The 22923-nt window shown below is 51.7% G+C and carries 30 protein-coding genes and 1 pseudogene; 7 read left to right on the top strand and 24 right to left on the bottom strand.

Annotated features, from left to right (window positions below; translation table 11 throughout):
• Positions 1-94 precede the first annotated feature (94 nt).
• Together ompS2 and rstA are read right to left on the bottom strand one after the other, a co-directional pair.
• A complete protein-coding gene (gene ompS2, locus AAYN39_RS18070) occupies positions 95-1246 on the bottom strand; it encodes a porin OmpS2 (protein ID WP_000824321.1) in 1152 nt (383 codons plus the stop codon).
• 480 nt (positions 1247-1726) lie between these two features.
• A complete protein-coding gene (gene rstA, locus AAYN39_RS18065) occupies positions 1727-2458 on the bottom strand; it encodes a two-component system response regulator RstA (RefSeq protein WP_001080045.1) in 732 nt (243 codons plus the stop codon).
• A gap of 126 nt (positions 2459-2584) precedes the next feature.
• Between rstA and AAYN39_RS18060 the strand changes: the two genes are divergently transcribed.
• On the top strand, positions 2585-2920 hold the full coding sequence (locus AAYN39_RS18060; protein WP_000524877.1) for a GlpM family protein: 336 nt from the start codon (positions 2585-2587) through the stop codon (positions 2918-2920).
• A gap of 61 nt (positions 2921-2981) precedes the next feature.
• On the opposite strand, the gene AAYN39_RS18055 is transcribed toward AAYN39_RS18060, so the two are convergent.
• The 3 genes from AAYN39_RS18055 to AAYN39_RS18045 form a co-directional block, all read right to left on the bottom strand.
• On the bottom strand, positions 2982-4364 hold the full coding sequence (locus tag AAYN39_RS18055) for an amino acid permease (protein ID WP_000412353.1): 1383 nt from the start codon (positions 4362-4364) through the stop codon (positions 2982-2984).
• Positions 4365-4644: 280 nt separating this feature from the next.
• On the bottom strand, positions 4645-5232 hold the full coding sequence (locus AAYN39_RS18050) for a recombinase family protein (protein ID WP_346254054.1): 588 nt from the start codon (positions 5230-5232) through the stop codon (positions 4645-4647).
• A gap of 153 nt (positions 5233-5385) precedes the next feature.
• A complete protein-coding gene (locus AAYN39_RS18045; RefSeq protein WP_001068153.1) occupies positions 5386-5478 on the bottom strand; it encodes a hypothetical protein in 93 nt (30 codons plus the stop codon).
• Between the two features lie 235 nt (positions 5479-5713).
• Between AAYN39_RS18045 and asr the strand changes: the two genes are divergently transcribed.
• Positions 5714-5965, top strand: coding sequence for an acid resistance repetitive basic protein Asr (asr, locus tag AAYN39_RS18040; RefSeq protein ID WP_001766314.1), 252 nt, complete (start codon positions 5714-5716; stop codon positions 5963-5965).
• Positions 5966-6233: 268 nt separating this feature from the next.
• A complete protein-coding gene (locus tag AAYN39_RS18035) occupies positions 6234-7055 on the top strand; it encodes a serine protease (RefSeq protein WP_000549642.1) in 822 nt (273 codons plus the stop codon).
• Positions 7056-7089: 34 nt separating this feature from the next.
• Here AAYN39_RS18035 and mdtI read toward each other — a convergent pair whose 3' ends face one another.
• Both mdtI and mdtJ read right to left on the bottom strand, forming a co-directional pair.
• Entirely contained in the window at positions 7090-7419 is a 330-nt protein-coding gene (gene mdtI / locus AAYN39_RS18030; protein ID WP_001183821.1) for a multidrug/spermidine efflux SMR transporter subunit MdtI, read from the bottom strand.
• Positions 7406-7768 carry a multidrug/spermidine efflux SMR transporter subunit MdtJ gene (gene mdtJ, locus AAYN39_RS18025; RefSeq protein WP_000500278.1) on the bottom strand — a complete coding sequence of 121 codons (363 nt, stop codon included), beginning with the start codon at positions 7766-7768 and terminating at the stop codon, positions 7406-7408. The genes mdtI and mdtJ overlap by 14 nt, the downstream gene beginning before the upstream one ends.
• Positions 7769-8184: 416 nt before the next feature.
• Between mdtJ and AAYN39_RS18020 the strand changes: the two genes are divergently transcribed.
• Positions 8185-9219, top strand: a complete 1035-nt coding sequence (locus AAYN39_RS18020) for an AI-2E family transporter (RefSeq protein ID WP_001118268.1) — start codon at positions 8185-8187, stop codon at positions 9217-9219.
• A gap of 174 nt (positions 9220-9393) precedes the next feature.
• Here AAYN39_RS18020 and pntB read toward each other — a convergent pair whose 3' ends face one another.
• The gene (gene pntB, locus AAYN39_RS18015; protein WP_000014056.1) at positions 9394-10782 is read right to left on the bottom strand and encodes a Re/Si-specific NAD(P)(+) transhydrogenase subunit beta; all 1389 of its coding nucleotides are present in this window, start codon (positions 10780-10782) and stop codon (positions 9394-9396) included.
• A 10-nt stretch (positions 10783-10792) separates the two neighbouring features.
• Positions 10793-12322: a Re/Si-specific NAD(P)(+) transhydrogenase subunit alpha gene (gene pntA, locus AAYN39_RS18010; protein ID WP_001219360.1), complete on the bottom strand. Its 1530-nt coding sequence runs from the start codon at positions 12320-12322 to the stop codon at positions 10793-10795.
• A gap of 526 nt (positions 12323-12848) precedes the next feature.
• Here pntA and ydgH point away from each other — a divergent pair.
• Positions 12849-13793, top strand: a complete 945-nt coding sequence (ydgH, locus tag AAYN39_RS18005) for a DUF1471 family protein YdgH (protein ID WP_000769298.1) — start codon at positions 12849-12851, stop codon at positions 13791-13793.
• A 181-nt stretch (positions 13794-13974) separates the two neighbouring features.
• On the opposite strand, the gene AAYN39_RS18000 is transcribed toward ydgH, so the two are convergent.
• The 15 genes and pseudogenes from AAYN39_RS18000 to AAYN39_RS17930 all read right to left on the bottom strand — a co-directional run.
• On the bottom strand, positions 13975-14364 hold the full coding sequence (locus AAYN39_RS18000; protein ID WP_001281695.1) for a Mor transcription activator family protein: 390 nt from the start codon (positions 14362-14364) through the stop codon (positions 13975-13977).
• On the bottom strand, positions 14336-14785 hold the full coding sequence (locus tag AAYN39_RS17995; RefSeq protein ID WP_001315282.1) for a regulatory protein GemA: 450 nt from the start codon (positions 14783-14785) through the stop codon (positions 14336-14338). The genes AAYN39_RS18000 and AAYN39_RS17995 overlap by 29 nt, the downstream gene beginning before the upstream one ends.
• Positions 14778-14993 carry a hypothetical protein gene (locus tag AAYN39_RS17990; protein WP_010989166.1) on the bottom strand — a complete coding sequence of 72 codons (216 nt, stop codon included), beginning with the start codon at positions 14991-14993 and terminating at the stop codon, positions 14778-14780. Before AAYN39_RS17990 ends, AAYN39_RS17995 begins: the two co-directional genes overlap by 8 nt.
• Positions 14983-15213, bottom strand: a complete 231-nt coding sequence (locus AAYN39_RS17985) for a hypothetical protein (protein WP_000631816.1) — start codon at positions 15211-15213, stop codon at positions 14983-14985. The genes AAYN39_RS17990 and AAYN39_RS17985 overlap by 11 nt, the downstream gene beginning before the upstream one ends.
• Entirely contained in the window at positions 15210-15893 is a 684-nt protein-coding gene (locus AAYN39_RS17980; RefSeq protein ID WP_000131941.1) for a DUF2786 domain-containing protein, read from the bottom strand. The genes AAYN39_RS17985 and AAYN39_RS17980 overlap by 4 nt, the downstream gene beginning before the upstream one ends.
• Positions 15890-16105 carry a hypothetical protein gene (locus AAYN39_RS17975; RefSeq protein WP_000132655.1) on the bottom strand — a complete coding sequence of 72 codons (216 nt, stop codon included), beginning with the start codon at positions 16103-16105 and terminating at the stop codon, positions 15890-15892. Before AAYN39_RS17975 ends, AAYN39_RS17980 begins: the two co-directional genes overlap by 4 nt.
• Positions 16098-16481 carry a hypothetical protein gene (locus tag AAYN39_RS17970; protein ID WP_001315283.1) on the bottom strand — a complete coding sequence of 128 codons (384 nt, stop codon included), beginning with the start codon at positions 16479-16481 and terminating at the stop codon, positions 16098-16100. The genes AAYN39_RS17975 and AAYN39_RS17970 overlap by 8 nt, the downstream gene beginning before the upstream one ends.
• The gene (locus AAYN39_RS17965) at positions 16478-16780 is read right to left on the bottom strand and encodes a hypothetical protein (protein WP_000197790.1); all 303 of its coding nucleotides are present in this window, start codon (positions 16778-16780) and stop codon (positions 16478-16480) included. Before AAYN39_RS17965 ends, AAYN39_RS17970 begins: the two co-directional genes overlap by 4 nt.
• A 9-nt stretch (positions 16781-16789) precedes the next feature.
• On the bottom strand, positions 16790-17062 hold the full coding sequence (locus AAYN39_RS17960) for a hypothetical protein (RefSeq protein ID WP_000632575.1): 273 nt from the start codon (positions 17060-17062) through the stop codon (positions 16790-16792).
• Entirely contained in the window at positions 17059-17253 is a 195-nt protein-coding gene (locus AAYN39_RS17955) for a hypothetical protein (protein WP_000576352.1), read from the bottom strand. Before AAYN39_RS17955 ends, AAYN39_RS17960 begins: the two co-directional genes overlap by 4 nt.
• Before the next feature lie 97 nt (positions 17254-17350).
• On the bottom strand, positions 17351-17881 hold the full coding sequence (locus AAYN39_RS17950) for a host-nuclease inhibitor Gam family protein (RefSeq protein ID WP_001140134.1): 531 nt from the start codon (positions 17879-17881) through the stop codon (positions 17351-17353).
• A 27-nt stretch (positions 17882-17908) separates the two neighbouring features.
• A complete protein-coding gene (locus AAYN39_RS17945) occupies positions 17909-18178 on the bottom strand; it encodes a hypothetical protein (protein ID WP_000843446.1) in 270 nt (89 codons plus the stop codon).
• 2 nt (positions 18179-18180) lie between these two features.
• Positions 18181-19347, bottom strand: coding sequence for an AAA family ATPase (locus AAYN39_RS17940; protein WP_000960673.1), 1167 nt, complete (start codon positions 19345-19347; stop codon positions 18181-18183).
• Between the two features lie 10 nt (positions 19348-19357).
• Positions 19358-21127, bottom strand: a complete 1770-nt coding sequence (locus AAYN39_RS17935) for a DDE-type integrase/transposase/recombinase (protein ID WP_000990529.1) — start codon at positions 21125-21127, stop codon at positions 19358-19360.
• A gap of 3 nt (positions 21128-21130) precedes the next feature.
• Positions 21131-21775: pseudogene (locus AAYN39_RS17930) on the bottom strand (DUF3102 domain-containing protein); the annotation flags it as partial.
• A 22-nt stretch (positions 21776-21797) separates the two neighbouring features.
• On the opposite strand from AAYN39_RS17930, the gene AAYN39_RS17925 reads away from it, so the two are divergent.
• Both AAYN39_RS17925 and AAYN39_RS17920 read left to right on the top strand, forming a co-directional pair.
• Positions 21798-22328: a nucleoid-associated protein gene (locus AAYN39_RS17925; RefSeq protein WP_000074408.1), complete on the top strand. Its 531-nt coding sequence runs from the start codon at positions 21798-21800 to the stop codon at positions 22326-22328.
• Between the two features lie 243 nt (positions 22329-22571).
• Entirely contained in the window at positions 22572-22922 is a 351-nt protein-coding gene (locus tag AAYN39_RS17920) for a putative holin (RefSeq protein WP_000793143.1), read from the top strand.
• The last annotated feature ends 1 nt before the right edge of the window (position 22923 follow it).

The raw sequence follows: 22923 nt of genomic DNA, 5'->3' as shown, positions 1-22923 counted from the left end.
TGCCCAGGGAACAGTGCGTTCTGTTTTTAGAACGGTGGTGATAGAAAAAGAAAAGCCCGCCGAAACGGCGGGCTTGAGAAGAATTAATGAATAATTAGAACTGGTAAACCATACCCAGCGCGACGATATCATCAGTGCTGATACCGGCATCTTTATAGAACGGGTCGTCGTCATCCAGCAGGTTGATTTTATAATCAACATAGGTGGAGAAGTTTTTGTTGAAATAGTAGGTAGCACCTACATCAGCATATTTAACCAGGTCTTTATCATCGCCATTAACGTTGTTATAGGTCAGATCTTTACCTTTAGACATCAGGAAAGAAACCGCCGGGCGCAGACCGAAATCAAATTGATATTGGGCTGTAACTTCGAAGTTTTGCGTTTTGTTTGCTACGCCGCCATCATAACCCTTGTCCGTTTTACCATAAGGCGTCATATTACGGGTTTCAGAATACATAGTCGCTAAATAGATGTTGTTGGCATCATATTTCAAGCCAGCTGTCCATGCATCCGCTTTGTCGCCGCCAGCAATCGTGCCGCCAGCATTGACTTGCTCATTAGTACGATCGGAAGTGGTATACGCAGCGCCTGCGCTGAAGCCCATGCCAATATCATAGGTAGTAGAAATACCGAAGCCATCACCGTTATCGTAACGAATATCGTCGCCATTATTACGGTTATTGGTACCGATATTTACATCGTCAGCGCTTTGGCTTTCATTTTTACCCTGATATTGCAACGCGAAGTTCAGACCGTCTACCAGACCGAAGAAATCAGTGTTACGGTAGGTGGCCACGCCGTTAGCACGACCGGTCATGTAGTTGTCAGCGTAAGTATAGGAGTCGCCGCCGAACTCAGGCAGCATATCGGTCCAGCCTTCCACGTCGTACAGGACGCCGTAGTTACGACCATAGTCGAATGAGCCGTAGTCGCCGAATTTCAGACCGGCGAATGCCAGACGAGTCCAGGAGTTCGCGCCTTCGCCTTCGGTAGTGTTAGCCTGAACGTTATATTCCCACTGGCCGTAACCGGTCAGTTGGTCGTTAATCTGCGTTTCGCCTTTAAAGCCGACACGCATATAGGTCTGATCGCCATCTTTAGAAGAGTCATCAGAGAAATAGTGCAGGCCGTCTACTTTCCCGTAAAGGTCCAGTTTGTTGCCGTCTTTGTTATAAATTTCAGCGGCGTGTGCTGCGCCAGCAGCCAGCAGAGCCGGGATGACAAGTGCCAATACTTTTCTTTTCATTTTTTTATCCTTAAAAACTTAACTTATTTGCAAAAGATTGAACTTCTACAGATTCGTTGAATCAAAGGCATCCTAATCTGAATAATATTATTTCAGCAAATGCTAACTTTTCTTATATGTTATTAATTAATACAAAAGTTACTATCGGAAACGCATATATTTATGGTGAATATGTTTGTTATTATATATTCATGGTTGTGATTTGTTTGATTTCACAATTTGCGAAAAAAGATGGCAATATAGCGGCGGGCAGACATTCTGTTATCAATTTTGTGAACTGGCTTCGAGTTTTTTTTAATTTAATTTTCTTGAGCGAAAAAGACGTAATCATGAACCGCAACGCAGAGAAAACGGTAATAAAGGGGCTGTTCCGACTAATAAAAATAGCACTGATGTATACGGTGTCTGTTTTTTGAACAGTGGCGGTGATGAGCATCGCCACTATGACTTGATAAAGGCAGGTAAAATCTGTCGACTCACTTATCCCGTCGTTTCGTCCCAGGCATGAGGGGCAAAAAGATAGCCTTTATTGCGAATGGTCTTTATACGATAGGGCTCAGCAGCGCTATCCAGCAGTTTCTTACGCAGGCGGGAAATCGCCACATCCACGCTGCGATCCAGACCATCATAATTAACGCCGCGCAGCGTTTTTAGCAACGCGTCGCGATCCATAATTTGTCCGGCGTGTGTCGCCAGTTCCCAGAGCAATTCAAAATCGGCGGTGGAGAGCGATATGAAATCGCCATTGAGCTGGACCGCCCGGTTAAGGGGATCGATGGTTAACGCGCCAAAACGCAGCGCTTTATGCGGCGTAAGCGCGCTCTCCTGAAGACTTTTTGCCTGTTGCGTTTGTTCGCTTTGCCGCAGGTGTAAGCGCAGACGCGCCAGCAAAACGGCCGGAGGCGTGGTTTTGAGGATGTAGTCGCAGGCGCCCATCTCCAGCGCCAGAATATGATTCATATCACTGTCCAGCGAGGTGAGCAGGACAATCGGACCTTGCCAGCGGTGGCGTAAATCGCGGCATATCGTCATGCCATCTTTACCTGGAAGCATAATATCCAGTAAAACCAGATCGGGCTGAGTGATGAGGATAAGATCCTCCGCCCGGTCACCACGCGGCTCAACAATGACATCAATATCATGTTTCGCCAGATAAGCGGCAATGAGAGAACCCACTTCAGCGTCGTCTTCAACAAATACAATGCGGTTCATATTATAAATGGAGAATAGAAAACGCCAACATACACCTCCTCTGTTTTCCCTTCCATAAATCTTTTCTAAACGAGAGCGGTTCCGTTATGCTACATGCTGTTGTTATTAGCATGTTAAGGCAAGGTAATGGGACTCGTGATTAAAGCTGCCCTGGGGGCGCTGGTCGTCGTATTGATTGGTCTGCTGTCAAAAACAAAAAATTATTATATCGCCGGATTAATTCCTCTGTTTCCAACGTTTGCGCTTATCGCGCACTATATCGTGGCTAGCGAGCGGGGCATCGACGCGATGCGTACCACCATCGTCTTTAGCATGTGGTCGATCATTCCTTATTTCATTTATCTTGCAACGCTATGGTATTTCAGCGGCGTGATGCGCCTGCCCGTCGCGCTTGGCGGTGCGGTGGTCTGCTGGGGGCTAAGCGCGTGGCTGCTGATTTTTTGCTGGATTAAATGGCATTAATATTGGCAAAGACCGTGGTTTCCCCATCGTAATACAGACGGATATTACGATAGGGAGGTTGTTAACCCACCAGCATCCACGTAGCCGGAACCGCCGCGACCAGCAATAAACCAATCAGCACGACTTCCTGACGATTTAATACATTGTCATGCTTGTGCGTCCGACGCGCATACAGGAAAACCAGTAATCCAGGCGCGTACAGTACGACGGACAGCAGCAGGTGCATAGGGCCCGACGCATATAATAACCATAAGCCATAAATACAGGCTCCGATACCGACCGCCCGATGGAGGGGACGCGTTGCAATCTTCAGCAGAAATGCGCCGACCAGAAAGTAGGGCACCAGAATCATTTCTGACGCAATCGTCAATAGTGTGTTGTAGTCCGAACCGGTCAGCCAGATCAGCACCAGACAGATTTGCACACAGATGTTGGTGAGCCATAACGACGCAGAAGGCGCGCCTTGCGCATTTTGTCGCGCGAAGATGCCCGGGAAGGATTTATAGGCTGCCGCCAGAAACGGCACCTCTGCCGCCATGATAGTCCAGCTTAGATAAGCCCCGCAGACAGACACAATCAGTCCCGCTGCAATAATAATTTCTCCCCACGGCCCCATCATTTTCACCATCAGACCGGCCATCGACGGGTTGCGCATCTCCGCCAGTTCCGGACGCGCAAGAACGCCAAGAGAAAGCAGCGTGACCAGGAGATATATTCCCAGCGCTGCGAGTACCGCCAGTAGCGTGGCGCGGCCTACATCGCGTTTATTTTTCGCTCGGGCCGAGACGACGACGGCGCCTTCAACGCCAATAAACACCCACAGCGTAATAAGCATGGTGTTCTTGACCTGTTCCCATACGGGAATACCGAGCTCAACACCGGTGAAGTCCAGTGTGAAGGTATCCAGTTTGAACATCATGATAGCCAGCACAATAAACGCGCCGAGCGGTAACAGTTTCGCCAGAGTCGCGACCAGATTGATGCTGGCTGCCGTTTGTACGCCGCGCAGGATGAGGAAATGGACAATCCAGAGCAGGACTGAAGCGCCGACAATAGCCTGCCAGGTATTACCGTCGCCAAACAGACGCAGGGCAGGCGTATCGGTAAAGAAACTCAGCGCTGAAAAGACGATAACCAAATAGGATACGTTGGCGATGACCGCGCACAGCCAATAGCCCCAGGCAGAACAAAAGCCAATCAGTTCGCCGAAGCCTTCGCGGGCGTAAGTAAAGATGCCGCCGTCAAGCTCGGAGCGAATGCGCGTAAGGATTAACATGGCGAATGCCAGTAGGAGTATCCCCACGCCGGTAATGGCCCAGCCAATTAACAACGCAGCCGGACTGGCAACGGCGGCCATATTCTGGGGCAGACTGAAAACACCTGCGCCAAGCATTGAGCTTAAAACCAGCGCGGTCAGCGCGCTCAGTCCCAGTTTTTTTTCCATTGGTATCCAGCTATAAAAATGAAATTGGAAGAATAATTATTATGGCAAAACGCATAAAAATGGTGAAAGCCACTAAGGCGCGGGATTTTACGGAGAGAAGGGACCGCATGCAACGGCCTGGATAAGATTTATCGCCAAAAAAGCGAAAAGTGAGATTCATCGCGATATTTGACGGAACTGGCATCCCGCGAGAAAGCCTGATTGATGCGCCGCGCGATAAACGTACCTATTTCCGTGAGATAAATTACATCGCCGCGGCATTTCAATATCAGAAAAAGAATTACAACTCAGCTTGAGTTTGAAGTTCCTCTACAGGGTGATAACGATAAATCGTCGATATACCGATATCGTAAATAATTGCCAACTGTTTCCTGCTATAGCCATTTTTGATCAGCCTTGCTATTTGTTCATGTTGCTCTTTTGTCAGTTTCGGACGACGTCCACCAATACGCCCCTGTGCACGTGCTGCTTCAAGTCCGGCCAGTGTTCGTTCAACTATTAATTCACGCTCCATTTCCGCTAAAGCCCCCATGACGTGAAAAAAGAAACGTCCCATGGGTGTTGACGTATCAATGCTGTCTGTAAGACTACGGAAGTTAACCCCTTTTTCCCGCAGTTCCTCAATAAGAGTGATGAGGTGTTTCATGCTTCTGCCCAGCCTGTCCAGCTTCCAGACAACGAGCGTATCTCCTTCTGATAACGTTCTGAGCAGCTTTTTCAATCCCGGTCGGGCTGACTTTGTTCCGCTGATTTTATCCTCAAAAATCAGTTCACATCCTGCGCAGTTCAGTGCGTTTCGTTGTAAATCTGTATTCTGGTCATTTGTTGACACACGANTTGTTGAACTTTTGCAGTTGCCAGACCGCAAGATGTTTTAACAAATCAAAAGGGGTTTTAATAACTGGCTTAAAGCTGAAAGCTTTCCGGAACCCCCAGCCTAGCTGGGGGTTTTCCATAGACAATAATCCGGCGATAGCAACGTGCGCTATCGCCGGGCTGGTTTCACGCCACGACTCACTGTTCACCACAGACCTGCCAGGCTTGATACGCCCATGACTTCTCTGATTGCATCCAGCGCCAGAAGCGTAAATACCACCCAGATTATCGGATTCATATACGGTGTGCCTGTTATTCTGGAGGGCGGATATTACCGACTCTGCGACCAAAAATAACGGCCGGTAACGTAAAGCTACCTATTATGGTGGGGGCTTACATCGCGTTACCGGGGGATTGTACATAGCGTTACATGCCGAAACCAATCACTCACGGAAGCCTTTTGATAACAGCGATATAGTCATTTCACCGGCCCCGCAGTGGGGTTGAATGAAAACCAAATCGAGGGTATCAAAATGAAAAAAGTATTAGCTCTGGTTGTTGCCGCTGCAATGGGTCTCTCTTCCGCAGCATTCGCGGCTGAGACTGCAACGCCTGCAAAAACCGCAGCGCCTGCCAAAACAACCCAGACCACCCAGCACCACAAAAAACAGCATAAAAAAACCGTTGAGCAAAAAGCGCAGGCGGCTAAAAAGCACCAGAAAAAAGATGGCAAAAAAGCCCCAGCCAAATCTACGTCAAAAACAACTTCGCAACCAGCTGCGTAAGTCGTAACATGCTGCGGCGCGCCCCCGCGCCCGTTTTTACGGCGCTAAATCGTTCTGGTTTAGCGCCGCCTTCCGGGAGGGCAAAAAAGTGTCTCGCTACCGCTTTGAGCTCATTCTTATCGTGCTTATTTTATGCGCCGTTATTGCCACGCATTTCTATCTTTCCTGAGTGTAGTTATCTGATTTTACTCCCACTTTCTTACCGTCACGTCTATAGTAGTACTGAGGGTTTGTTGTTAATAATCATAATTACCCACCAGAGTGTGATATGCATAAAACCATTGCTGTATTACTGGGCATAGTGTGTTTTTTACCGGTTATGGCGAAAGCCGGGGGGGCTGAAACAGACGCCACGGATGCCAGCGACGTCAAAACGCTTTTTTTTAACCATGACGATCGAGTGCCCGTCGCCGATCCGACCCAATCGCCGTGGGATGCCATCGGGCAACTAGAGACCGCCAGCGGTAATTTGTGTACGGCAACGCTTATCTCCCCGCATATCGCCCTGACAGCAGGTCACTGCCTGCTAACGCCGCCGAAAGGAAAACCGGACAAAGCGGTTGCGCTGCGTTTTGTGGCGCGAAAAGGAGTATGGCGCTATGAAATCCACGGCATTGAAGGCCGCGTTGAACCGTCGCTGGGCCGACGTTTGAAAGCGGATGGCGATGGCTGGATTGTGCCGCCTGCCGCGGCAAGCTGGGATTTTGGTCTGGTAATATTGCGCTACCCACCTTCCGGTATCACGCCAGTGCCTTTATTTACCGGCGATAAAGCGGCGCTCACTGCGGCGTTGAAAGCCGCAGACCGAAAAGTCACGCAGTCCGGTTATCCGGAAGATCATCTGAATGCGCTCTATTCCCATCAGGATTGCGTCGTGACCGGCTGGGCGCAGAATGCCGTACTCTCACACCAGTGCGACACGTTACCTGGCGACAGCGGCTCGCCGTTATTATTGCACACGGATAGCGGATGGCAGCTCATTGGCGTACAAAGCTCCGCCCCTGCGGCTAAAGATCGCTGGCGCGCCGATAACCGCGCTATATCCGTCACCGGCTTTCGCGATAAGCTGAAAGCTCTGGCGCAGGATTAATGCGGGAATCGCTGCCTGACCGGCAGCGATCGTCTCAGGCAAATTTTATCATGACCATTCCGGCGAGCAGCAATATCACGCCAACCCAGCCTTTGGGATTTAAGCGCTGGCCGAAGAGCACCCAGCCCGCCGCCAGCGTGGCGGCAATACCAAAACCGCCCCATAGCGCATACGCCACCGACAGGTCTATCCCTTTTACCGCCTGGGAAAGCGCGCTGAAGGCGGCCAGAACAGCGGCAAGCGATAAGATGCCATAGCATTTACGGCGAAAGCCGTCCGAAAATTTCAACAGAACGTTAGCCGCGATTTCCAGCATTATTGCCAGCCCAAGCCAGGCGCCGTGTATCCATTCAAATTGTTGCACGAGTCGCCTCCTTCACCGGTTTGCCGGGTTTACGCGTCCCTGATTTGATCAATACGATGCCGGCGACCAGCGTCAGCAAGCCGGCAATCTTCATGGTTGATAATGCTTCATCAAATAGCAGCACGCTAAAAATGGTAATAAATAAAATGCCGATCCCTTCCCATAAGGCATACGCTACACCCAGGGCAATCTTTTTTACCGCAAAAGAAAGAAATATATATGACAGCGTGATCATCACCAGCATTAAAATAAAACCCGCATTGCCATTACCCACGCTAGCCCATTTCATTGAGAGCGTGCCGGTAATTTCAGTCGCGATAGCCAGAGCTAATAAAATCCAGTAAAACATGACACTTCTCCTGCATGAGAATATACTCTTTCGAGTCTGCTGCACGCAGCAAACTAAAAAATAAAATCAGTTAGCACAGCGCATTGCGCCAGCTCAGGCAGAAGTGAGAGACTAAAGTGCGTTACGCCAGTGCTGCTCGCCGATAAGCAGGAAAAAGGAGGTAGAGTGAAGATGCGTTTGCGTGGAGAAAAAAGCGCTGAACATATTGTCCATAATATTACAATTATCCGCAGTGTTGCTTCTCGTCATCGCGGATGATAATTGTCCTCGGTAGTTGAACACGCCTGATTTGTATCATAAGCCAGGAATTAACTCAAAATATTTTCACTTCTTTACCTGAAGTGTTTGATTTTAACCAGAACAGGTCGACCGACATCACATTATTATTCGTGTCGGCATAGAAAACAGGGACTGATATGGCAAAACCGATCATCACGCTCAATGGTCTAAAAATCGTCATTATGCTGGGAATGCTGGTGGTTATTCTGAGCGGTATCCGCTTCGCCGCAGATATCATTGTTCCCTTTATTTTGGCGTTATTTATTGCAGTCGTTCTCAATCCCGTTGTGCAACGGATGACCCGATGTCGAATTCCGCGCGTTATCGCCGTATCATTGCTCATTGTGATTATTGTTATGTTAATGGTACTGCTACTGGCCTATTTGGGGACATCATTAAATGAACTGGCCCGTACCCTACCGCAGTATCGCTCCTCATTGGTGATACCGTTGCAACGTATTGAACCGTGGTTGCAGCGAGCAGGCATTGGCGTGTCGGTTGATGAGCTGGCGAAATATATCGATCCAAACGCCGCCATGACTCTGGTAACGAACCTGCTCACCCAACTGTCCAATGCCATGTCATCCATCTTTTTATTGTTATTGACCGTGGTATTCATGCTGCTGGAGGTTCCACAACTGCCTGAAAAACTGCAGCAGATGATGAGCCGTCCGGTAGAAGGTATGGCGGCAATTCAACGCGCGCTTGATAGCGTTTCACATTATCTGGTGCTAAAAACAGCGATCAGTATCGTGACGGGACTGGTCGCATGGGGAATGCTGGCCGCTCTGGATGTCCGCTTCGCCTTTGTCTGGGGTCTACTGGCCTTCGCGCTGAACTATATCCCTAATATTGGATCGGTGCTCGCTGCCCTGCCGCCCATTATTCAGGTGCTGGTATTTAACGGGTTTTATGATGCGCTGCTGGTGCTGGCGGGCTATCTGCTGATTAATCTGGTCTTCGGCAATATCCTTGAGCCACGTATCATGGGACGTGGTTTAGGCCTTTCAACCTTAGTGGTATTTTTGTCGTTAATTTTCTGGGGCTGGCTATTAGGTCCGGTGGGCATGTTGCTCTCCGTTCCGTTAACCATCATTGTCAAAATCGCCCTCGAACAGACCACCGGCGGGCAGAGTATCGCCGTTCTGCTTAGCGATTTAAACAAAAGATAAAATGCAATATATACACAAAATCATTCAAGATGCATCGCGGCGGCAAGGGAAGAAATCCCCGGGAGCATAGATAACGATGTGACCGGGGTTTCTGAGCGCAGCCAACAAAGAGGCAGCTTATAGGGTGAAATGTATAAAAACGGCCTCCAAAGAGGCCGCCGCACGTTTAAAAGATTAAAGCGCTTTCAGAATTGCATCCACGCTGGCTTTGGCATCGCCAAACAGCATTTGCGTATTCTCTTTAAAGAACAGCGGGTTCTGCACACCAGCATAACCAGTATTCATGGAACGCTTAAAGACCACGACATTCTGTGCTTTCCACACTTCGAGAACCGGCATACCGGCGATCGGGCTGCGGGGATCGTCTTGCGCCGCCGGGTTCACCGTATCGTTCGCGCCAATCACCAGCACGGTATCGGTATCGGCGAAATCATCATTGATTTCGTCCATTTCCAGCACGATGTCATAAGGCACTTTCGCCTCCGCCAACAGCACGTTCATATGCCCCGGCAGGCGACCCGCCACCGGATGAATGCCGAAACGCACGTTGATACCGCGCGCACGCAGTTTTTCGGTGATTTCCGCCACCGGATACTGCGCCTGCGCTACCGCCATCCCGTACCCCGGCGTAATAATGACGGAGTGGGAGTTTTTCAGCATCTCAGCGGTCTCTTCCGCCGTAATTTCGCGATGTTCGCCAGCTTCCTGATCGTCGCCCGTTGAGGAGCCGTCAGTACCGAACCCACCAGCAATAACGCTGATGAAAGAGCGGTTCATCGCTTTACACATAATGTAAGACAGGATCGCGCCTGACGAACCGACCAGCGCGCCGGTCACAATCAGCAAATCGTTGCTCAACATGAAGCCAGCCGCCGCGGCAGCCCAACCGGAATAGGAGTTCAGCATTGAAACAACCACCGGCATGTCCGCCCCGCCGATAGAAGCGACCAGATGCCAACCAAACGCCAGCGCGATAATGGTCATCAGCAGTAGCGCCAGAACCTGTAGACCCACGCTTTCGGTACGAACAAAAACCAGCAGCAACAGGAAAGAAACAACCAGCGCCGCCAGATTCATTTTGTGACGGTTAGGCAACATCAACGGCTTAGAAGAGATTTTGCCGCGCAGTTTACCAAACGCTACGATCGATCCAGTGAAAGTGACTGCGCCAATAAAGATACCGAGGAAGACTTCGGTCAGATGGATATTCACCAGCACCGGCGCCAGACTGGCGTCATGGTACAGATAGCTGTTAAAGCCAACCAGTACCGCCGCCAGGCCCACGAAACTGTGCAGAATCGCGACCAGCTCCGGCATCTCGGTCATCTCAACTTTTTTCGCCATGCGGATGCCAATCGCGCCGCCAATAATCATGGCGACCAGAATCCATGCCACGTTGCCGGTATCCGGCCCGAAAATGGTCGCCAGCAACGCGATCGCCATCCCGGCAATACCGAAGTTATTCCCCTGGCGGGACGTTTCATGCTTTGAAAGCCCGGCAAGACTGAAAATAAACAGGATCGCGGCAACAATGTATGCAGCTGTAACTAATCCTCCAGACATGTGTTACCCCTTAGTTTTTCCGGAACATTTTCAGCATACGCTGAGTCACGGTGAAGCCACCGAAAATATTAATGCTGGCGATAAGCACCGCGATAAAGCTCAGGAAGCTGACCCAGCCGCCCTGACCAATTTGCAATAATGCCCCGACAACAATAATCCCTGAAATTGCGTTGGTCACCGACATTAATGGCGTATGAAGCGCATGAGACACGTTCCACACCACGTAATAACCAACCACGCAGGCGAGCGCAAACACGGTAAAATGGCCGAGGAACTCTTTTGGCGCGACATCGGCCAGCCAGCCAAAAAGAATGATCGCCAGCGCCATTAACGCATACTTCCGCCAGGGGGAAGCGGGCTTTTCCGGCTCTTTTGGCGCAGGTGCTGCTTTAGGCGCGGCCTGTGGCTGCGCGGAAACCTGGATTGGCGGCGCAGGCCAGGTAATGTCGCCGTCACGAATCACCGTCACGCCACGGATCACGACATCGTCAAAATCCACGTCAATATTGCCGTCTTTCTCTTTGCACAGCAGCTTCAGCAGGTTAACCAGGTTGGTGCCATAAAGCTGGGATGACTGCGTCGGCAAACGCCCCGGTAGATCGGTGTAGCCAATCACTTTTACGCCATTGTCCGTCGTCACAACCTGATTGGCGACGGTATATTCGCAGTTACCGCCGTTCTGCGCGGCCAGGTCGACAATCACGCTGCCGGCCTTCATAGAATCGACCATATCGCGGGTAATCAGCTTCGGCGCAGGTTTGCCCGGAATCAACGCGGTGGTAACAATGATATCGACTTCTTTGGCCTGGGCGGCAAAGAGCGCCATTTCCGCTTTGATAAACGCCTCGGACATCACTTTGGCGTAACCATCGCCGCTACCGGCTTCCTCTTTAAAATCCAGTTCGAGGAACTCAGCCCCCATACTCTGGACCTGCTCTTTGACTTCAGGACGAGTGTCAAACGCGCGGACAATCGCCCCCAGGCTGTTTGCCGCGCCGATAGCCGCAAGACCGGCAACGCCCGCGCCAATCACCATCACCTTCGCCGGCGGCACTTTCCCGGCGGCAGTGATTTGCCCGGTAAAGAAGCGCCCAAATTCATGCGCGGCCTCTACAATGGCGCGATAACCCGCGATATTCGCCATTGAGCTTAACGCGTCGAGCGACTGCGCGCGGGAAATACGCGGCACGGAGTCCATCGCCATCACCGTAACCTTACGTTCGGCAAGTTTCTCCATTAACCCAGGATTTTGCGCAGGCCAGATAAAACTGACCAGCGTAGTCCCGGGGTTCAGTAAAGCGATTTCCTCTTCTTCAGGCGCATTAACCTTGAGAATAATTTCCGATTGCCAGATAGCATTGCCGTCTACAATATCCGCGCCAGCCTGCGCAAACGCTTTGTCGTCAAAACTTGCCAGTTGACCCGCCCCGCTTTCGATAGCGACGCTAAACCCCAGCTTCAGTAGCTGCTCTACCGTTTTCGGCGTCGCAGCGACACGGGTTTCATTGGGTAACCGCTCTTTTGGTATGCCAATTCGCATAAATGTTCCCTTCCATCGGTATTTTTGATGATGGTTTGTCAGTAAGCGCGAGAAGCGTACGCCTGCCCGCGTTTGAGGTAAATGTTACCCCAGCAGAATAAAACCGTTACAAACTCTCTATAACCTACTGAAAATAACGCCTGTGATCTAGCGCCAAAAAACAGAATTTTTTATCAAATTTACAAAACATGAACGATTCAGCCGCTAAGCAGCCATAATGCCTTGAAAATGGCCTGCGAGGGCTGATAATTCGCTCAAATTTGACAGCAAAACATCATTAAACCCCTGGCGAGATCAAGAAATTAACATTAAATTAACTTATTAAATTTATGCGCTTCATTAGCTTAGCCGCCCGGACGCCGTTTTTTTCGACATATCAGTAAATGTTATCATCAAAGATAGGATACATGACACGATGCGTGAAAAATCCCGCAGACATCCATATGGTTTAAATGCAATAATCAGCCACGTTTCTAGTCAATAACAATACCAGTACCTGGTTTGCGCAAGGCAAAGGATTATTTTTATGAAGCTTAAGAACACTCTCCTGGCGTCGGCTCTGCTTTCTGCGGCTGCTTTTTCTGTCCATGCAGCAACAGAACTGACGCCGGAGCAAGCGGCTGCACTAAAACCTTATGACCGCATCGTTATTACCGGTCGTTTTAATGCTATTGGCGATGCGGTCTCCGCCGTGTCCCGCCGCGCAGATAAAGAAGGCGCAGCCTCCTTCTATGTTGTCGACACCTCGGAGTTCGGCAACAGTGGTAACTGGCGTGTTGTGGCGGACGTGTATAAAGCCGACGCGCCGAAAGCCGACGCGCCCAAAAATCGTGTCATTAATGGCATCGTGGAATTACCGAAAGACCAGGCCGTACAATTAGAACCGTATGACACCGTCACCGTTCAGGGCTTCTACCGTAGCCAGCCGGAAGTTAACGATGCCATTACGAAAGCGGCGAAACAAAAAGGCGCATACGCTTTCTATATTGTTCGTCAGATAGATGCGAATCAGGGCGGAAACCAACGCATCACTGTATTTATCTATAAACAAGATGCGAAAAAACGCATCGTCCAGAGCCCGGACGCTATTCCGGCAGACTCTGAAGCTGGCCGTGCCGCGCTGGCTCAGGGCGGCGAAGCTGCGAAGAAAGTCGAAATTCCAGGCGTCGCCACGTCAGCCTCGCCGAGCGCCGAAGTAGGCCGTTTCTTCGAAACGCAATCCTCCAAAGGCGGGCGTTACACTGTCACACTTCCGGATGGCACAAAAGTTGAGGAGCTGAATAAAGCGACGGCTGCGATGATGGTGCCTTTCGACAGCGTTAAGTTCACCGGCAACTACGGCAATATGACAGAAATCTCCTACCAGGTCGCCAAACGCGCGGCGAAGAAAGGCGCTAAGTATTATCATATTACGCGTCAGTGGCAGGAGCGCGGTAATAACATCACCATCAGCGCCGACCTCTATAAATAAGGCGCGCGTCGCCATCAGGTGATTAGACTTGAGATAAATGACAGGGAATAAGTGAGATATTTATGGGAAGAACTGGGTCAAAATGGGAAGAGACCAGGAGGAATATGCAATAACCTTACAGTATGTGAAAATCAGACCGGCCCGAACAAAAACAGAACTCGCGCCAGCCTGATTGCAGATATTACTCTTTTTTCTCCGTATCTACATCGGGTTCATCAGCAAATAGCTTGCCCTGCATCCGATCCAGTTCTTCTTTTCTTACCCGCTTAACCACGCTGTAGACCCACTGAAGCGAAACACCAAATTTGCGGGCCAGTTCATGGTGGTTACGTCCGTTAAACTCCCTGAAGATTTCCCGGTCGCGCTGACTGACCTTCCATACCATGCCCATCGGGAAATAAACGTTTTGCCCGCCCCAGACCTGCATCATGCGGTTCGCGACGGCCTGACCAATCTGGTCGGCAATTGCGGGCTCAATATCAATAATCTCGCGAACGGTCTCAGAGGTATGCTGTGCCAGTTCCACCAGGAGTTCCGGCCCTTTACTTCGAAACTGATTCAGGTCGCTCATGTTTTACTCCCGCAGCTCTGCGCTGCCACTTCTTCAGTTTCTCAATAACACTGCTTGCCTGTTCAGTATTGAGCCAGCGCAGGGCGCTGATGCCCGTTTCCCGCTTGATCCACCGCGCTAATGCATTTTCTGAACGGTCACGAACAATGCCGGCAGCAGCCATTTCAAGCCATAGCGCACGGATTTTCCTGGATTGCGGATGGTTATCCAGCGGTAAACCGGAGCTGGCTTTTCCTGCAGGCCTAACGCGAAAGCCTTTCCTTTTCATGGATTCCAGCACGCAGTTTAGTTGTGTGGTATCCATTCCTTTGGTTGAGGCTTTACCGGTCAGCCCCTGTAACATCTGGCGGTAGGTGTCTTCATCCATACCCAGTTCATTACGGGCAATATGAATGAGCTGGATAAGACGTTGTTTAGTCATCATTGTTGCTCCTTCTGCCTGCATCACCGATATAATCGACATATAAAGGAAGTGCCACAGGCCAGCACAGGAACATCACCGACCAGCTAATCCAGTAACCGGCACCACTGTAACGTGAATAAAACCCTGAACGGCGGTGCAGTTCAGCAGTACACCAACCGACAAAACAATACCAGAACAGGGCACATACAACAGATTCAGTCGTCATTCTGAATATCCCCCCAACTGATATGAATATTACGGGCAGCAATGACAGGGTCTTTATTCCACCATGCACCTGACATGTATTTTTCAACCTGTTCGCGTCCGGCAATAACACCAATTGTGATCCCCGGCCTGACGTTCTTAAAAAAGGCGCGGGCAAAAAGGTATCTGGCAGATATTCGGCAGGCTTTTAATTTCCGGCTGTTACCTGATAACGTAATCATCTGGCCTCCAGTTTCTGCTGTTCCCGCCCACTGACCGGTCGGTGCAGTCTGACGTTCTGCCCTTCTCGAAACCCCGCATAGCGCGAGGCGTCGCCATTGCGACTTCTTCCCGGTTTACGCGCCCTGGTGGTTTGCGTCTGCGGGTATTTATGTTCCAGCCACTGCTGCATCAGTTCACGTTCGTCATCGGTCAGGGCGAAGGACTGTATTTCACTGATAACGGCCAGCACCCAGCCTTCAGCAAACTGGTCTCCACGGCTGGTGCGGGTGGCGGTTTTTATTCTTTTGTTCTGTGCACTGATATACTGCTGACGCGCCTTTTTCAGCTGACGGGCCAGCACTTCCCAGGTGTACGCGGCCAGTGCGGCCCGTTCCCGGTTGCCGTAGAACCCCACACCCGGATATGTGCCGGGGTGAATGATGGAGTTAACACCAAATGCCTCGCGGATGATGTTCATCAGGCCCAGCATGTAGCGCGGCGGACGGAGGCTGCCTGTCGGCCAGTAGTGACTGATGGTTTCATCAATATCACTCATGGCGATGTCGGAATGTGTGATGCCGTGAACATCCATCAGTTTACGGGCGCGGCGCAGTGCCAGAGCAGCCTCATGCGGGTTGCCGGATGCTGCCAGCGCCAGCAACTTTTTCAGTTTCTCAATGTGCTTATCCTGGTCTGTCATTGTTCAGTATCTCCGGTATTTTTTTGCTGTTCCCATGCCCGAACAGCGTCGGACAGCTCTTTCAGGCTGTATGCTGCTTTAAGCTTTTCCCATAACCACTGCGTCACCACGTGGGTCAGCAGGGCAACCAGGGCGAATCCGGCGCAGATGCACACGGCTATACCAGTAAGCAGGAAAGCCCATACCACAATTTCCATAATGGTGTCAGTCACTGGTACCTCCTGTGGTGGTCTGGTCAGGTGCGGCGTGTGTCCTGTGGTATTTCCTGAACCAGTGGTACAGGGCAGCCAGTTTTCTGTCGATAACTTCAGTTTCCCTGTTGAAGTATTCCTGTGCCTCTTTCTCCTCTTGCGGCGGCAGTTCGCCCGGCCCACACAGGGTGTTGTAAATCCACGCCATGCCGTTCCTGGCATCACCGGTGGCCCGCCACTCAATCACTGCAGCTTTCATGACGACCAGATTGCGCCCGAAGTACAGGTCCACCTCTTCAAATCTCTTGCGCAGGTATTCGTTTTCGTCTTCCAGTACCCGAATACGCTGTGCAGCATCTTCCGGCGTCAGTTGTGGCGTCTGTTCGGTGCGGTTCATATGATTTCTCCGGTGTATGTGACGCCCAGCCGTGCGGCAAGGCGTTCCAGTTTTTTCTGTTTGTGGAAGTCAATCAGCCGGTCCATTCCCTGAAGGCGCAGCTGCTCTGTCATGATTTCCACGTCTGCCAGCTCTGCCGCGAGGTCACTTTCGCTGCCCTGTCCGTTCAGGTTGCGGGCGGCACTGGCCGCCAGTTCAGCGGCCTCTTCTGTCAGTTTCAGGGCCTGTGCGTCCGGCCCGAAACGCTGCAGGGCCAGACGGTAGAGGGCGGTGCGGGTGAGTTCGGTGTTCCGTGTCATGCCGCGCCCTCAGTGCTTCCGGCTGACGGTGATGTGCAGGCCGCCTTCTGCAGTGGTTTCCATCCGGTACGGCACCTCGTTCTCTGCCGTGTGGGTGAGTGTGTTCACCAGTACCTGCAGTGCAGCCGCCTTTCCGTTGGTCGCCACAATGGCCTGCGTGGCCATGCTGATTAGCGCCGTCAGGACGTGCTTCACATCGGTGAGGTCGCGGCATTCACACTCGTTGACATAGTGTTCAACAAGGGCGCGGGTACGCTGGCGTGCTTCCTGTGGGGTAATCATTGCGCGTCCTCCCTGTCAGGGCGGGAGAATTCCATGACAGGCACGTCTGCCGAAAAATGCTGGCTGCAGTACGGGCAGACCAGGGTGACGCGTACCGCAGGGATGTGGTATTTACCGGACATCACGGCGATGGCGCTGTGAAAACGCAGGGCTGTTATATCCCTCTCGCACTGAATACATTTAAATATCATAATTTAATTCTCCTCTGTTTCCAGCGTGCAGAAGCCCACGGCGCTGACGCCGGAATAAAAAAGAAAATGTTTTTATTAAATAATTAACGTGGTGTGTTTACTGCACATCCTGCTCAAAAGGAATTATTGAAAAATCCTCAATGTCGCTTTTAATGGAAATACCGGGAATATTTTTCACGGCCTCTTTTTCATTCAGGATAGCGTCTTTATTTATTTCCTCTTTTACACGAATAAAGCGCTCAAGCCCCAGACGTCTCAGTAGTTCAATAACATTATCCGCTCCGCGAATGCTGACTGACGGCGGGCGGTTTCGCCACTGCACCTCGCCGGTGGTGAGGTTAGCAAACTTCACCTTCCCGTTGCCGGTCAGTTCATCACGGTGTGCCTCACACCATGTCTGAATACCGGACTGCAGTTCGGCCATGCGTTTTTTCAGGCTCTCGGTGAGCGGGGCATAACGTGCGGTGATATCGCCAATGGCGTCATTCATTTCTGTTTCAGCCCTGACCAGTTCACGGTGTGCGTCACCGAGCAGTCTGATGCCCTCAATGACCTCTTCACGTGTCCCCGGCACCCAGAGTGCTGCTGCGGCCTTGATACGTTTTGCACCTTTTGTACTTTTTGCCATTTTTTATGATTTCTCCAGTTGTGCTGATTACCACAAAGATTCCGGCCACACGACGCGACAGCCGTGCAGTTCGAAAACGCCCTGACGGAAATATCCCCTGTGGTCATGTCCGGTATACAGATAACAGGCCTTTCCCTGCTCAAGCATGCGCATGCAATGCGCACTCCTGGAAACGCGGATGACAGGTTTGTTACCCCTGATGGTGATGCTTTGTACATCCGTGTTCGTCGCCTTAAGCGCCATAATGGCTGACTGCACTTTACTGATTTGCTGGTTGATACCTGTGGTGGATTTCATTATTAAACCCCTTTGACAACGTCAGCGTTGACCTGTGGAACCCCGATTTCAGCGGCCAGATTCATGGCGGCTATTACCAGGTTACTGACGGCCAGCGGATACAGCAGGCTGACCATATTTTTACGATGACTTCCCGGATTGCTCAGGCGGGTACGTATGGCATCCACTGCGCTGGCGTCCATAATGTCCGTCAGTTGTTTACCGGCCCGTTGCAGTTTGAACGTCAGAAATTCTTCAAGGTGATTGTCCAGAGGCAGAAGTTCGACCACCTCACAGCGCTGAACGACTTCGCGGACTTCCATGTTGCGTTCAGAGAGTTTTGTCGCCAGTTCCGGCTGGCCAATCAGCACGATGGACAGCAGCTTTTTGAAACCGGACTCCAGCTCAAAAAAGCGTTTGAGGTGTTTCAGTGTCGGAATGGGCAAACTGTGAGCCTCCTCAATCACCAGAACGTGGCTGAACCCCGCCTGGTTGCTGTCTTTCAGGACGCGATGCAACTGGCGAAAGCGGGCGTCCTGACTGCGTCTGATGCTTTCCAGTGGTGCGATGGTACTGATAATGGCTTCGGCAATCGCTGCTGCCTTCAGAGTTTTCCCTTTCACATCGTTGTCTTCCATAGCGATGATGTATGGCTCGATAACAATCACTGGCGCATTCTCGCGGTTGATACGTTCAGTCAGGTCACGGCGCAGCGTGGATTTACCCGCACCGGACTCACCGATGACGGCCATAAACCCACCATGACGGGCTGTCTGGTACAACGCCTCACGCACGTAGCGAATGTCTGGTGTGGTGAACACATCATCAGAACCCTGCATGGCTTCGTCGGCGAACGGGTCACGGAAAAGACCAAACGCTTTTTTGGTTGCTGGAAATAACACCTGTTTTTTGAGTAACATATTCTCTTCCTCACTGAGGCTCGTTTTATCTGTGGTACCCGCTGTACGGGGCGTGGCCGCGCCCTGTACAGCATCAAAACTCTTCGCTGTATCAATCCCCTGACTTTCCAGCCAGGACGCAAGACGCCGGCGCACTTCTCCGGGGCTGGTGCGGGGCCACGCGTTATGATTCACAATCTGGGCCAGCGTGGCCTCAGAAACATCGACAGCTCTCGCCACCACCGCCTGTGGAATACGGGCCTCTTTCAGTTGCTGCTTCAGTACCAGCATGTTTCCCTCCTCAGTTGCCGTTAACAATGCTGATAACGCTGCTGCGGGCCGGCGTGGTCAGCGTAGCCATGACTTCATCCAGTGCGGCTTCCGGTACGCCGTCCGGATACTGTGCCGTTAACTGGCGGTAATGTTCCGGCGTCCAGGTAAGGCCGTTGGCGCTGAACTTCCCGCGCAGGGCTTTCGCGGCCTCCACATGAGTCATGGGACGCTGTTCAGTGCGCGGTCCGCGTACGTCAGAGGCCTGACCTCGCTTCGGTATACAGGCCGGAAGTGTGGCGTCATCAATATGTTTATACGGGTCAAGCCGCCCGCCGAACGGCAGCGCCTTCGCCTTGCGTGCGGCAGCTGCATCTGCGGCGTTGTCTGTACCGGTGACCAGCGCTTCGGTTTCTTTTGCCGCCATCTGCGCCGGGGTTTCCGGCAGGGCTTTGTAACTTTCGCCAAATACCGCCGCGCCTTCAGCAAAGCCAAACTCGTTCTTTCTGACCTCTTCGACCAGGAAGAACGTCTCGTGGCCGTCCTCACCGGTCAGAACCACCTGTGCCACATCGCTGCGCCACGGGTTACGGGTAATCATCAGTTTTTCACCGACCAGTACGCCCGGTACCGTTGATACGTCAAATTCAGTGCCCCGGAACGAGACACGAAGTTTTGGCGTGACTTTGCGGAGTTCTGGTGCCGCCACAGCCAGTTCACGACATACCTCAACGGAAGGCGCTTTTTTCAGCTGCTCAGCAGTAATCTTCAGCCAGATATCCGTGCGGGTTTTACCGTGGCGGCTGTGAACAGCCGTGGCGTTAAAGTGGCTGCGCCATTTCGCGGCCAGCGCGTTGAGTTCTTCCAGACTGTGAACCGGCCGGAACTTCAGACCCGGCTCCAGCTTGCGTTCGATAATGTCACGCGCCTTTTCCACCTGTCCGGTGGCGCGGGCGTTATGCGGCTTGTGCGCTATCAGGTCAATGCCCAGTGAGCGACACATGTTTTTCGTCATACCCGCGGTGTTTGCCGAGCCGGGGTCGAGATAGAGTATTTTCGGCACACCGTGCAACACGTCTGCGCCGCCACGCTCCTGCATGGCGTTGATAAGCACAGAACACAGGTTCTCACCGGATTCCGCCCCCGTCACATACTCAACGTAAATCCAGCCGCTGGCATGGTCGGTAATCTCGTAACTCCACACGCGGTCACTGGCGATACGGGCAAGGTTAGCGGGCTTGTTCTTGTAGAACTTCGCGCTGTCCATCACCTGCAGCCCTTTATGTCCATTGCTCAGGTAGTAAAGCGTGCAGAGCGAGGCATCAATCTGCCAGACATGATTGGGATGCAGACTGGCCACTTCAGTATATGGTGCAGGGGCATCCAGTTGTTCCGGGTGCAGGCCATAGTTACGCAGGGCACGGCTGATGGCATCTTCGGACAACGGGAAAAACTCACCGGTGGTTTCATCTGTTCTGCCTGCGGAGATAAAGCCGTTAGCCCGCAGGGTTTCCACTGCATCCGCGATGGAATAGAGACGCTTACCGTTCTTGCGGGTGGCCTCACGCAGTGTGGCAGATATCAGCGCGGCTTCGTCGCGGGTCAGGGCGCTGCGCCCGGCATCGGCGCGTTTTTTGCGTTTATCAGTCACAGAGACCTCCTTCAGCCTGCGCAGCAGAGTGGCGCGGGACATGCCAAGTTCAGCACAGGCAGCGTCGTATATTGCACCGCGTTTACCATGCCCCGCGTCACGTGCCGCGCGGGCGACATAAACCAGTCGTTCAGTCAGGGCAGCATTCATTGGTTATGCCTCCAGCCCGTTAATCTGTGGCGTCGGCTCAGTCAGCCATGAAGGCGCTGCATTGCCTGTTGGCTCGTCCGGCAGGTCAAATGTGGAGCGCAGGCTACGCGCTGTGCTTTCCAGTTGACAGACCAGGCCTGCCATGAAGTCTCTGGGGGTATCAATCATGTTTTCAGCTCAATATGCGCACAGTGTCTCAAAAGCGCTGGACAGTCGAACGGCGATAGCAGATTCCGCCTCAACCGCTAATGCTGTCACTTCCGCCCGCAGCTTCTTAACCTCCTCATCAGGCTCAGGCGGCTGAATACGGGATTTCTTTTCCAGTCTGGTAGAGAGAGAATCAATTTTTTCATTTTTATCGGCGAGTACGCGCTGTTGTGCTGCGTTGGTTTCGCGCGCTTCGCGCAGGGCCTGGCGAAGTTCGCGTACTGACATGCGATCAACGTCGTCAAGCGTCAGGCCGGCAACTGTGCCGCCGTCGGCCAGTTCGGCAAGCTCTTCGTCGTCTTCTGTCATTAATTCGAAAAGTTTGGCTTTTCCCAAATGTGCCAACGTTGGCACATTTGGTTTCAGCGCCGGGGATAAGTATTTTGTCGATGCTTGCATCATTCTCACAGATGTCCGGTATGCCAGCCCCAACTCACTTTCAAATGGAGACGCTTCTGAGAGATTGAGTCCTGAAGAAGGTCTAGTTACTGAAGCCTCTCAGCGCCTTATAAACGATATTTGTGCAAAATATGCAGGACGCACACAGTTCCTAGGCTGTAATGATGTCTTAATCGCCAAACGAGAGTCTGAAAAGTTACGTGACGTTTTAAAAGCATTTGCGGCAGAGAAAGGACTTGACGGCGCTGAAAAAGATGCATTTCTTAAGAGTGCGTTTGAACACTTACATGCACTAAGTAAGGCTGGTGAACCACTTAGTCTTGAAACCCTTGTTAATGCCATTTGGCCCCAGGCTCCCGAGGAGTTATCTGGTAAACTTGCTGCTGAAGAGTTGGAGTTATCGGATGGCTTCGTTCCTGATGGTCGAGTCATTCGGGCTCTGGTATCTTTTAAAGGCAAGTCTAAATATTGGGAACTTAAGTTTGACCGGGAAGGGAAAACTGAAGGCTATATTGATTATGATCCGGAAACAAATATTATCACCCTACGTAATGTACCTGAAGAATTTAGGGAAATGTGGATGACTGAGGTTTAATCGTGGCGATTTCATTTGAGATGCTGACAGCTCTGTATCGTCGTATGGAATTCCAAGAGGGGTTTCGTGTCGGCTCACAGCGCATTCCTGTGGGGCGATGGCCAGCCCGGTGTTCGGGTACCGGGCTGGTCGTTCTTTCAAAGCCATCATGCAGTGCACGTTTACATCTTCACTATTAACGCTGTTTAAAATCCGTATCCCGCCACATTTGTGATGCTGTCTCCACCAAACGAGGAGACACACATGAAAAACCTGAAAAAATTCATTCCCCCTGTTAAAAAACCTCGCCTCAGCGGCTGGCTGCTGACCTCAGTGCTGTTGCTGGGCATCATCGCTCTGGTCTCGCCACAGCAGTTGCCTGTTGTGATCTACAAGCTGGCACTCATCACGCTGGCAGCAGTGCTGGGTTACTGGCTTGACCGTTCGCTCTTCCCCAAAGCCCGTCCCGGTCAGTACCTGAAACATGACGACAGACTGATGGCTGAAGGGCGTTTCCCTGTGCAGACCGGCCTTCACCTTGTATTTTCTGCTGCGTTAATCCGCCGTGCACTGATTGTTGCAGCGGTCTGTCTGGCTGTGGCAACAGGACTGTGAC

Source organism: Salmonella sp. K21076, from assembly GCF_039650795.1.
In the GTDB taxonomy this organism is placed as follows: Bacteria; Pseudomonadota; Gammaproteobacteria; order Enterobacterales; family Enterobacteriaceae; genus Salmonella; species Salmonella enterica.
Note: the sequence above shows the minus strand (reverse complement) of the source record. Positions and strands in the feature narration are given on the sequence as shown.